We start from the raw sequence: 11,400 nt of genomic DNA on the forward strand, positions 1-11,400 counted from the left end.
CGTCATCTCGGTCACACAAGCTCGCTCGTTGTCAGGCAAGCTCGGGACGCCTGAGGATAACTATTTCTGACGCTTGCGGGCGTACTTGCGGCGGGCGCGGGCCTGACGCTCCTCTTCCCGCTCGGCCTTCTCTTTGGCTTTTTGCTCGGCTTCTGCGGCGGCTTCGACAATGTCGACGCTCACCATCTCCGGCGTCTCCAACGAGATGCGGCCAAGCAAGCCGGAGCGGAACTCGTTGATCAGGATCTCGGACGCCTTGTGCAGGTCGGCCAGCCCCCCTTTGCGCATAAACGCCCGCTGGCGGGCGATCATCTCCAGCAGCTCGATCTCGGTCTCGGGCAACTCGTCAATCTGGTAGCGCGCCTTGATCCGCTCCGGATAGGCCTTGATGAAGTAATCGGCGGCAAACATGGCGATATCGGCATAGTCGAAAACCGTGTCCTTGATGGCCGCAGTGATGGCCAGACGATAACCGCAGGAGGGCGGGTTGAGCTTGGGCCAGAGGAAACCCGGGGTATCGGTCAGGATAACGTTGTTATCCAGCTTGATCCGCTGCTGGGACTTGGTCACCCCCGCCTCGTTGCCGGTACGGGCGATGATGCGCCCCGCCAGGGTATTGATCAGAGTGGACTTGCCCACGTTGGGGATCCCCATGATCATCGCCCGCACGCCGCGCAGCTCAAAATTGCGCTCCGGCAGCATCTCGTGGCAGAGAGTCAGCAGTTGCTTGATCTTCTCCGGCTCTTGTTGCGTCAGCGGCAGCGCCTTGATCCCCTTCTCTTTTTCCATGTGCGCCACCCACAGATCGGTGATCGCCGGATCGGCCAGGTCCGCCTTGTTCAGCACCTTGATCACAGGGGTATCACCACGCAGCTCGGGCACCAGCGGGTTTTCGCTGGAGAAGGGGATGCGGGCATCGAGCATCTCGATGATCACATCGACCTGGGGCATGACCTCGGCAATCTCTTTGCGGGCCTTGTGCATGTGACCGGGGAACCAGTTGATGGACATATCCGTTACTCTCTGTGGGGGCTGCGGGGGGGCGCATGGAACAACAGGCGCTCTGCCGCGGGCATCTAACGAAGGGGGCGCATTTTACCTGCTGCGGGCCTCTTTTGACAGGTCATTCTAACCATCACCTCATCAAATCAGCAAACCGCCGAGGCGGAGCGACCTTGCCGGAAGCGACCGGACCAACTGGCTCAATTGACAGATAACACATTGATATAGTGTAACATTTTCATCACTTTTTCACACAACCGTCACCGATAGTCAGTAAAAGTGTCATCTGCCCCCTCTAGGCTGCGCTCAGGTTTTACAAGGAGCGAACCCCAATGAGAAAAATGGCAGGACTTGCAGTGATGATCGGCGCCGCCCTGGCTGCCGGCTGCAAATCAGACAATGACACGGTGGCGACCAAGCCCGCAGCCCAACCCACCAACGTCATCTTCTTCCTCGGTGACGGCATGGGCCTCAACACCCTGACGGCAGCCCGCATCTACGGTGTCGGCGAAGAGGGTGATCTCACCATCGATACCCTGCCAGAAACGGCCTTTATCAAGACCTTCTCCCACGATGCCCAGGTCACTGACTCGGCCCCCTCCATGGCGGCCTACATGACCGGGGTCAAGAGCAACAACGGCGTCATCAGCATGGACGGCGACGCCACCTATGAAAGCGACTGCAGCAAGAGCGCCGGCAAGCCGGTGACGACCCTGCTGGAGCTGGCCAAAGCCGATGGCCGCGGTACCGGCGTGGTAACCAGTACCCGGGTGACCCACGCCACCCCGGCGGCTACCTATGCCCATATCTGCAACCGGGATCTGGAGGCAGATATCGCCGTCCAGCTGGTACCGGGCGGCAAAGGCTACAACAGCGCCCTCAAGGAGGGGCTGGATGTGGTGCTCGGTGGCGGCAGCAGTTTCTTCCTGCCCAAAGCCGACAAGGGCAAGCGGGAGGATGGCCGCAACCTCATCAGCGAAATGCAGGCCAAGGGCTACCAGTTTGCCAGCAATCTGGATGAGCTGAACAAGGCCGATGCGGGCAAGCCGCTGCTGGGTCTGTTTGGTTCCAGCCACATGAAATATGACCTGGACCGCCCTGCCAGCGAGCCGTCACTGGCCCAGATGACCCTGGCCGCCATCAAGCAGCTCAAGGGCAAAGAGAAGGGTTACTTCCTGATGGTGGAAGGGGGCCGCATCGACCACGCCCTGCACGACACCAACGCCAAGCGGGCGCTGCAAGACACCATCGCCTTCGACAACGCCATCAAAGCCGCCATCGACGAGGTGAAAAAGAGCGACCCCGAGCTGAAAAACACCCTGATCGTGGTCACCGCCGATCACGACCACACGCTCGTGCTCAACGGCTATGCCAAGCGCACCGGCAAGACCACCGCCGACAACCCCGGCGTACTCGGGCTGGTGAAGAACTACGAGACTGGCGAGCCAAGCAAGGATAGCGAGGGCATGCCCTACACCATCATAGGTTTTGGCAACGGCTACAACCGGCTGGATGGCCCGCGCAGCAGCGTCGCCCCGCTCGACGATGCCACCGTCTCCGCCAATGACTACCACCAGGAAGTGGTGGTCAAGGTGGGCGAGATCGGCAACGAGACCCACGGCGGCACAGATGTCTTCCTCGGCGCCATCGGCAAGGGGGCTGACAGCTTCCATGGCTCACTCGACAACACCGCCGTGTTCGGCAAGATCAAGGCTGCGGCCAAGCTGTAAGGAGCACTTTCATGAGCAAACAGATGAACACATCCATCAAGCACACGCTGGTCTGCGCCGCCCTGTTCAGTGCACTGGGCGCAACCTCCCAGGCACAGGCCGGTGATGCCAAAAACGTCATTCTCTTTATCGGTGATGGCATGGGGCCTACCGTGCTCACCGCCACCCGCCTGTTCAAGGTGGGAGAAGAGGGCAATCTGGAGATGATGAAACTGCCGCGCAGTGCCCGCATCAAGACCTTCTCCAACGATGCCCAGACCACCGACTCGGCCCCCTCAATGGCGGCCTACACCACCGGGGTCAAGATGAACAACGAGGTGATCGCCATGAGCAGCGACACCAAAGCCGTCGCCCCCGGCAAAGACGTCAATGGCAACAAAACCGTCAACAATTGCAGCAGCGATAATGGCAAGCCGGTGCCCACCATCCTGGAGCTGGCCAAGGCGGCAGGCAAATCGGTCGGAGCCGTCACCACTACTGAGCTGACCCACGCCACCCCGGCGGCTACCTACGCCCACATCTGCCATCGGGATGCCGCTTATGACATCGCCGCACAAGCTGTTCCGGGAGGAACTGGTTTCAACCAGGCGCTGGGGGATGGGGTCGATGTACTGATGGGCGGTGGTGCCAACCACTGGACCCCCTACAGCGCCAGCAACAAGGGCGGTCGCAATGACAACCGCGACCTGACCGCCGAGATGAAGGCGCAGGGATACAGCTATGTCACCACCCAAAGCGAACTGGCCAAGGTCACCAGCGGCAAGGTGCTCGGTCTGTTCAGTAGCAAATCCCACCTGGACTACGAGCTGGATCGGGTCGCCAAGGGGGCAGCCAATACCCAGCCGTCCCTCTCCGAAATGACCGCCAAGGCGATCGACCTGCTGAGCAAGAACAGTCAGGGTTACTTCCTGATGGTAGAGGGTGGCCGTATCGATCACGCCCTGCACGGCACCAATGCCAAGCGCTCGCTCACCGACGCAGTGGCACTGGATGAGGCGGTCAAGACGGCGCTGGGTAAAGTGGATCTCAGCAATACCCTGATCGTGGTCACCGCCGACCATGACCACACCATGACCATTAACGGCTACTCCGCCAAGGGTAATCCGGTGCTGGATCTGGTTAAAAATGGCGATGGCTCGACCCAGAACGACGTGGATGGCAAGCCCTTCACCACCCTGGTGTTCGGTAACGGCCCCAACCGCCCCGATGTACGCCCCGTCCTCACCAGCGATCAGGTGATGGCCAATGACTATCTGCAGGAGACCGGCGTCAAACTGACATCGGAAACCCACGGCGGCGGCGATGTGATGCTGTTTGCCGATGGCGCCGGCAGCAACCGCTTCAAGGGCACGCTGGATAACACCAAGGTGTTTGGCAAACTGCGGGAGGCGCTCGGCCTGTAAGCAGCAGGGGCCCGGGTGCATCTGAGCAATCGACTCAGCGGCCCGGGCCCCGGCTCTTTCGAGCGACAGATGATGATGCGACTTTTGCTTTCGTTATGGCTGCTTGGCAGCACCTTCGCCTTCCCCCTGCATGCTGACGACACGCCCCCGGATCTCGCCGCCCGGATCAGCTATCACGACCGGAACACCGGCAGCGATGGCATCGCCAGAGAGAGTGTCTGGCAAGAGAAGTGGCTGCGCGTGGGCAATCAGGTGTGGAGCCAGCGGCTCATTCCCCTCCCCCTTGCCCGTGCCTATCACGCCACTCACGACGCCACCCCCGGCCACAAGCACTTTACCCACCAGATGGCGGCCCGCTGGGTCAGTCGCAGTGATGAGGGTGAACTTCAGCTGCGTTATGCCGACAGCTGGCACAACCAACTGGTTGAGGTGCCGGTGGAAGAGTATGGCCAGGTGGCCTTCAAACCCGACTGGCCGCGGCTCCGCCATCTCGTCAACCCGGCGCTGCTCGAGGGGATGACCCCGCTGGATGAGGCCGCCCCCGAGCAGGCCCGCTGGTATGAAAAGCGCGAAGGGCAGCAACGAACCCGGATTCTCTGGTCGAGTCAGTGGCAGATCCCGCTGGTGGTCGAGTCAGCCAGTCTCGACGGCTATCGCAGCTACCGGATGGAGGTGACCCTGCGCAAGCTGCCTGCTCAGCTCCCCTGGCAGCAACTCGCTGATTACGAAGTGCGCGATCTGCGGGATTTCTTCGACTGAGATCCCAACCCCTCAGCGGGCACAACGACAACGCAGGCAGGAATGTTACACTCTGCATATTCGACTCTGGCTCACGACCTTGATGCGCGCTCTCTGCCTGCCCTTTTTTGCCCTGCTGTTGTTGCTGGTGAACACCGGTGCCCAGGCTATTGTGCTGGTGGCGGCCGAGCTGCCCCCTTACGTCATTCGCTCCTCTCACGGCAAACCAAGCGGTGTCGCCATCGAGATCATGGAGGAGGCCGCCCGGCGCCTCAAAGAGCCGCTCACCATCGAGCTGATGCCGCTGGCCCGAGCCCTCACCCAAACCGCCCATCGCAAGGATGTACTGCTGATACCGCCAGTACGCAGCTCTCAACGGGAGCATCTCTACTACTGGGTTTCCCCCATCCTTGATGAAGAGTTCCTCATTGTCAGCAATCGCCACAAGCATCCCACCCCACTCATGATAAACGCGCTTCCTTCACTCAAGGTGGGCACCTTGCGTCACTCCTTCGGCCAGTATCTGCTCAAGCAGAGGCTGAATCTCGCCAGCCAAACCGTCGCCACCGAAGACCTCAATGCCCTCAAACTGCAACGAGGACGCATCGATGCCTGGGTCGCAGCCTGGAACGTCATCCTCTACAACCAGCAGACGGGCGGATTTTCCATCGATGAGATAGTAAAAGGCGAATCCTTGATGCGTACCCAGTTATTTATCGCGGCCAGCAAGGATTTTCCCTTCACCGAAGGGCGTCGCTGGCAAGCCGTGATTGACGAGATGCGCCATGATGGCACACTGGCGCGGATCATCCGTCAGTACAACTATCAGGTTCCTGAGTAGTCACTCAATCACGGTTGCCAAGGCCGGCCAGAATGGTTATGGTAGCCCCATGAAAATACTCGCTATTTCCTCGCATTTGCTCACACCCTGCTGAGCCCCCGCCTCGCTCCTTCGGCCGCGAGTCGCTTGGGGGCATGGCATTTTCAATCGATTGAACCTGTTGAATCCATTTTTGTAACACTTTGCGTGATGGCCAACCTGCACCCGCCGGTATGGGCCTATCCGCTATTGATAAGGAATATCTTATGAAACAACCTCATCTGGTTATCTCCAGCCTTGATCTGGACCGTATCGAACAACTGCTCGGCAACCACCCGCAGCATCTCGCCCTGCAAGAGGAGCTGGACCGCGCCGAGATCCGCGAACCGGCCGACATGCCGCCGGACGTGGTCACCATGAACAGCAAGGTACGCTTCAAGATGCAGAGCAGCGGCAACGAGTTCTGCCTCACCCTGGTCTACCCGCGCGATGCCAAGGGCGACGAGAGCAACATCTCGGTACTGGCGCCGGTGGGCAGCGCCCTGCTCGGTCTGAAAGTGGGCGACAGCATCGCCTGGCCGGGCCCGGCCGGTCGCACCATCGAGGTCGAAATTCTGGAAGTGGTCTATCAGCCGGAGCGCGCCGGCGAGCTGCACCGCTGAGTCCCACGGGCTGGTCATCCCCTGTTGATCAGCCCGCTTGCTCGCCCTTGCCAGCTGATCCCGATCAAGCTTTGTTCACCTTGCTCCCCGGTTTTTAGCCCCTTTTCCTGCTGCTGCTTGAGCCTGACTCGAGGGGCAGGTATCTTGTTGGCCGCGTCATGGTCATGACGCACCGAATTTCAGGCTGACATCATGATAAAAATTGCCCTTATCGACGATCACCAGATCGTCCGATCCGGTTTTGCCCAACTGCTCAATCTGGAGCCCGACCTGCAGGTGGTCGCCGAATTCGGCTCCGCCAGCGATGCCCTTGCCGGCCTGCCCGGCAGCGGGGCGCGCGTCTGCGTCTGCGACATCTCGATGCCCGACCAATCGGGGCTGGATCTGCTCAAGCAGCTCCCCTCCGGTCTGGCCGTGGTGATGCTCTCGGTGCACGACAGCCCGGCCCTCATCGAGCAGGCACTGCAAACCGGCGCCAAGGGATTTCTCTCCAAACGCTGCAGTCCGGACGAGCTGATCGCCGCGGTGCGTACCGCCGCCCAGGGGGGGTGTTATCTGACGCCGGACATCGCCCAGAAACTGGCCAGCAGCAGCCGGGATCCCCTCACCAATCGGGAGCGGGAGATTGCCCAGTTGCTGGCACAGGGGCTGGAGGTGAAGGCCATTGCCGAGCAGCTTGGACTCTCCCCCAAGACGGTTCACGTCCATCGCGCCAACCTGATGGACAAGCTCAAGGTCAGCAACAACGTCGAGCTGGCCCACCGCATGCTGGATAGCTGGTGATCTCCCGTTTTGCCAGCTATGTCGCCATCGCGCTGGCGGCCTGCTTCATCTTTGCCGCCGGCTGGTTTTGCCTGTGGAGCATCAGCCTGCATCTGGCGGGCGGCCCGGCACTGGCGGTGCTGCTGTTCCCCTTCGGCCTGCGTCTCGGCCTGCTGTTGCAAAGTCCCGGTCGCTACTGGCTGCCGCTGCTGCTCTGTGAAGGGGGGCTGCTCTACTGGATCAATCTGGAGGTTGGGCTGCCCCACTGGCAGTGGTTGCTGACCGGCAGCCTGCTCACCCTGCTCCCCCTGCTGATTGCCCGCCGCCAGCCGGTGCGCAACGACTGGCAGCAACTGCTGTTGCTGCTCGCCACCGTCTCGGTGGCAGCCCTGCTGCAATCCCTGCTCTGGCATCTGGCGGGAGAAGATGGCCTCTCGGCCCTGCTGCTCACCCTCACCGGCGGGCTCACCCTCACCTCCACCTGCATGCTGATCTGGCACTACCTTACCCGCGCCACCTGGGTGCCGCTCGGTCCTGCACTGGTGGATCAGCCGGTAGACTGGCGCTTTCGCCATCTGGTCTGGTATCTGCTGTTATTCGTGCTGAGCCTATGGCTTCAGCTGGGACTGCCCAACTCGCTGGTGCGATTTACCCCGTTTTGTCTGGCCATCCCTATCATCGCCATGGCGTGGCGCTACGGCTGGCAGGGGGCGCTGCTCGCAACCCTGATGAACACCATCGCCCTGCTGGCGAGCCAGGCCTGGCACGATCACCCCCTCGATCTGCTGCTCTCCCTGCTGGCCCAGAGTCTCACCGGCCTGCTGCTGGGCGCCGGGATCCAGCGCCAGCGCGAGCTCAATCAGGCGCTGACCCGCCAGCTTGCCCACAATCGCCAACTCACCGAGCGGTTGCTGGAGACCGAGGAGAGCATCCGCAAGGAGGTGGCGCGCGAGCTGCACGACGACATCGGCCAGACCATCACAGCCATTCGTACCCAGGCCGGTATTGTTCGCCGCCTCGCCCCCGACAATGCGGGTGTGGGCCAGAGCAGCGCCCTGATCGATACCCTCTCCCTTGGCATCTACGACGCGGTGCGCGGTCTGCTCGGTCGCCTGCGCCCGCGCCAGCTCGACGACATGACCCTGGAGCAAGCGGTACGGGCACTGCTCAGAGAGCTGGAGCTGGAGCGCCACGGCATCGTCACCCGGCTGGAGTGGCAGCTGGCGGACAGCGATCTCTCTGATGCCCAGCGGGTCACCCTGTTTCGGGTCTGTCAGGAGGGGCTCAACAACGTGGTCAAGCATGCCAACGCCCACTCGGTGACAATCCGGACGCGGCACGGTGAAGAACAGCTGCAGCTGGTGCTGGAGGATGATGGTCGCGGCTTGCCGCAAAGCCGCGCGGCGCAGGGCTATGGTCTGCTCGGTATTCGCGAGCGGGTGCAGGCGCTGGGAGGCACCTTGCAGCTCTCCTGCGTCCACGGCACCCAGTTGACGGTCAATCTCCCCTGCCGCAAGCGGGAGGAGAGCCATGAGTAACCTCGCCCTTCATCAGGGAGGAGCCCCATGCTGAGCTTTATGAGAAGCGCACCGGCGCAACCGCCGATCCGCGAGCAGGCCGAGATCGACGCCACCTATCGTCACTGGCGGCTGCATCTGCTGCTGACCATGTATCTGGGCTATGCGGTCTTCTACTTCACCCGCAAGAGTTTCAACTTCGCCATGCCGGACATGCTGGCGAGCGACATGCTGGACAAGTCAGACATCGGCATGCTCTGGACCCTGTTCTACATCACCTACGGCTGCTCCAAGTTCTTCTCCGGCATCATCAGTGACCGCGCCAACCCGCGCTACTTTATGGGTGTCGGACTGATGGCCACCGGCGTCATCAATATCCTGTTCGGCCTCTCGTCCGCTCTCTGGATGTTTGCCGCCCTCTGGGTGGCCAACGCCTTCTTTCAGGGCTGGGGTTGGCCACCCTGCTCCAAACTGCTCACCAGCTGGTATTCGCGCAGCGAGCGGGGCGTCTGGTGGTCGGCCTGGAACACAGCCCACAACGCCGGCGGGGCGCTCATCCCCCTTATCGTCAGCACCCTGGCCCTGCAGCATGGCTGGCGCTACGGCATGATAGTGCCCGGCCTTATCGCCATTGCAGCCGGTCTGCTGCTCTGCTGGCGGCTGCGGGATACCCCGGCGGCCATGGGACTGCCGTCGGTGGGCGAGTGGCGCAAGGATGCCATGGAGCTGGCCCAGCAGACCCAGGATGCGGGGCTCTCCCATCGCCAGATCCTGCGCAAATATGTGCTCGGCAACCCCTATATCTGGCTGCTGGCCTGCTGTTACGTGCTGGTCTATGTGGTGCGCACCGCCATCAACGACTGGGGCAACCTCTACATGACCGAGCAGCGCGGCTTCAATCTGATGAGCGCCAACTCGGCCATCTCCATGTTCGAGGTAGGGGGTTTTATCGGCGCCCTGGTGGCGGGCTGGGGATCGGACAAGCTGTTCAACGGCAACCGTGGCCCGATGAACCTCATCTTTGCGGTGGGGATCCTGCTGGCGGTGGGATCGCTCTGGCTGATGCCCTTCTTCAGCTACGTGATGCAGGCGGCCTGCTTCTTCACCATCGGCTTTTTCGTGTTCGGCCCCCAGATGCTGATCGGCATGGCGGCAGCGGAGTGCTCCCACAAAAACTCGGCGGGGGCCGCCACCGGCTTTGTCGGCCTGTTTGCCTACATGGGGGCGGCGCTGTCAGGCTATCCGCTGGCCAAGGTGATGGAGATCTGGCACTGGAACGGCTTCTTCGTGGTGATCTCGGTGGCAGCGGGCGTCTCGGCCCTGTTGCTGCTCCCCTTCCTCAAGGCGCAGGCACCGAGAACAGCTCAAGCTGCGTCAGAGTAATGGACGGCAGCTGACGAGCTATATCCGGCAAACAGAAACAATCAGGGCGCGGATCACCGCGCCCTGATTTTATTCCTGAACCTATTCCTGCATCAGGCAGCCTGACAGACCCGGTTCTTTCCTTCCCGCTTGGCCCGATAGAGAGCGTCATCCGCACGGCTGAACAGGCTGTCAAAGTGCCACTCCCCCTGCCAGTAAGCAATACCCATGCTGACGGTGATATGAATCCCCTCCACCTCGCTGGCCGCAAGCTGAACCAGCAGTGACTGGCAACGGGCGATGGCCTCCTCTGCGGCGACATGGCGAAACAGCAGCACAAACTCCTCACCCCCAAAGCGGCCCGCCAATACCCCCTCCAGCTCGCGCAGTGCCAACCCGACCCGCTCCAGCACCCGATCACCCACCTCATGACCATGCCGATCGTTGATCTGCTTGAAGTCATCCAGATCGAGCACCACCAACGCCCCCTGTTGTGCAGGGCGTCCCCGGGCCAGACGCTCCATAAAACCACGGCGATTGAACAAGCCGGTCAGCGGGTCATGACTGGCCTGATAGCGCAGCTCCAGCGCCCGGTGCTGGTTGCAGAGCAGCAGCACCCCGAAGGTAAGCATGGAGCTACCCACCAGCATGGAGACATAGGGCAACACGTTGAACAACTGACGCTGGAACGGGCTTTCGATCACCTCGCCCCACACGGTAAACATCCGCATCAATGTCATGGCAATCAGCACCAGATTGAGGCCAATCAGCACCCAGACCGCCACCTGATAATCGGGTCGGCCGTGACGCCAGAGCTGCCAGATGATGAGCGTACTGAGCATGAGGAAGGTGGCGCTGCTGATCATCACCCGCACAGCAATCCGGCCATCGATGGCGACCGACCAGGTCATGATGGCGGCAAACAGCAGGATGAATCCCCAGCAGGCAGGCCAGCCTGGCGATTGCCGGAAGAAACAGCGCTGGGCAACCAGCAGCAGCGACACATGAAAAATCAGGAAGACATTGCCAACCCAGGAGCCATAGGGGGTGGGGGTCAGCAGCAAGCTGGCAAATCCAGCCTGACCCAGCATGGCAAACAGACTGGACCACCACCAGACCCCGACACCGGGAATATCGTTGTGGGTAACACGAATGATGGTAAGAGTCAGGAAACCGAGACAATAGCCACACAAGGCCATGATCATCAAGGTAAAAATATCCAGCTTAAGCAGTAGTGAGGCGTCCATACCAAAGCCATGCAGAGAGGGTAACTGAGTATATGAGAAGCGTTTGCCAAGACCCAGTGGGACTTGATGGTTTTCATAATAAAGGCTCTGTCCCAATTACGTGTTGAAAGGCTAATCTTGAAGTAGGCCATCACCTTGAGGTCTACCATCATGGATA

The 11,400-nt window shown here is 61.1% G+C and carries 10 protein-coding genes; 8 read left to right on the forward strand and 2 right to left on the reverse strand.

The features are described from left to right. Positions 1-60 precede the first annotated feature (60 nt). Positions 61-1,011, reverse strand: coding sequence for a ribosome biogenesis GTPase YlqF (gene ylqF, locus G5287_RS14640; protein WP_421231500.1), 951 nt, complete (start codon positions 1,009-1,011; stop codon positions 61-63). 323 nt (positions 1,012-1,334) lie between these two features. On the opposite strand from ylqF, the gene G5287_RS14645 reads away from it, so the two are divergent. The 8 genes from G5287_RS14645 (at position 1,335) to G5287_RS14680 (ending at position 10,017) form a co-directional block, all read left to right on the forward strand. Further along, on the forward strand, positions 1,335-2,732 hold the full coding sequence (locus G5287_RS14645) for an alkaline phosphatase (RefSeq protein WP_421208172.1): 1,398 nt from the start codon (positions 1,335-1,337) through the stop codon (positions 2,730-2,732). 11 nt (positions 2,733-2,743) lie between these two features. Further along, positions 2,744-4,135, forward strand: a complete 1,392-nt coding sequence (locus G5287_RS14650) for an alkaline phosphatase (RefSeq protein ID WP_139732383.1) — start codon at positions 2,744-2,746, stop codon at positions 4,133-4,135. A 72-nt stretch (positions 4,136-4,207) separates the two neighbouring features. After that, on the forward strand, positions 4,208-4,894 hold the full coding sequence (locus tag G5287_RS14655; protein ID WP_421208510.1) for a hypothetical protein: 687 nt from the start codon (positions 4,208-4,210) through the stop codon (positions 4,892-4,894). A gap of 82 nt (positions 4,895-4,976) precedes the next feature. After that, positions 4,977-5,714 (forward strand): substrate-binding periplasmic protein, encoded by a 738-nt coding sequence (locus G5287_RS14660; protein ID WP_421208170.1) that lies wholly within the window; start codon positions 4,977-4,979, stop codon positions 5,712-5,714. Positions 5,715-5,959: 245 nt separating this feature from the next. Continuing rightward, on the forward strand, positions 5,960-6,355 hold the full coding sequence (rnk, locus tag G5287_RS14665; protein ID WP_005334070.1) for a nucleoside diphosphate kinase regulator: 396 nt from the start codon (positions 5,960-5,962) through the stop codon (positions 6,353-6,355). Between the two features lie 192 nt (positions 6,356-6,547). After that, positions 6,548-7,138: a transcriptional regulator UhpA gene (gene uhpA / locus G5287_RS14670; protein ID WP_005334071.1), complete on the forward strand. Its 591-nt coding sequence runs from the start codon at positions 6,548-6,550 to the stop codon at positions 7,136-7,138. Continuing rightward, complete coding sequence (gene uhpB, locus G5287_RS14675) at positions 7,135-8,655, forward strand: signal transduction histidine-protein kinase/phosphatase UhpB (RefSeq protein ID WP_227340821.1); 1,521 nt, start codon at positions 7,135-7,137, stop codon at positions 8,653-8,655. The genes uhpA and uhpB overlap by 4 nt, the downstream gene beginning before the upstream one ends. A gap of 27 nt (positions 8,656-8,682) precedes the next feature. Continuing rightward, a complete protein-coding gene (locus G5287_RS14680) occupies positions 8,683-10,017 on the forward strand; it encodes an MFS transporter (protein WP_421173157.1) in 1,335 nt (444 codons plus the stop codon). A 92-nt stretch (positions 10,018-10,109) separates the two neighbouring features. On the opposite strand, the gene G5287_RS14685 is transcribed toward G5287_RS14680, so the two are convergent. Next, positions 10,110-11,243: a GGDEF domain-containing protein gene (locus G5287_RS14685; RefSeq protein WP_421173156.1), complete on the reverse strand. Its 1,134-nt coding sequence runs from the start codon at positions 11,241-11,243 to the stop codon at positions 10,110-10,112. Positions 11,244-11,400: the final 157 nt, after the last annotated feature.

It is taken from the genome of Aeromonas sp. 603079, from assembly GCF_049172135.1.
GTDB classification, from domain to species: Bacteria; Pseudomonadota; Gammaproteobacteria; order Enterobacterales; family Aeromonadaceae; genus Aeromonas; species Aeromonas veronii.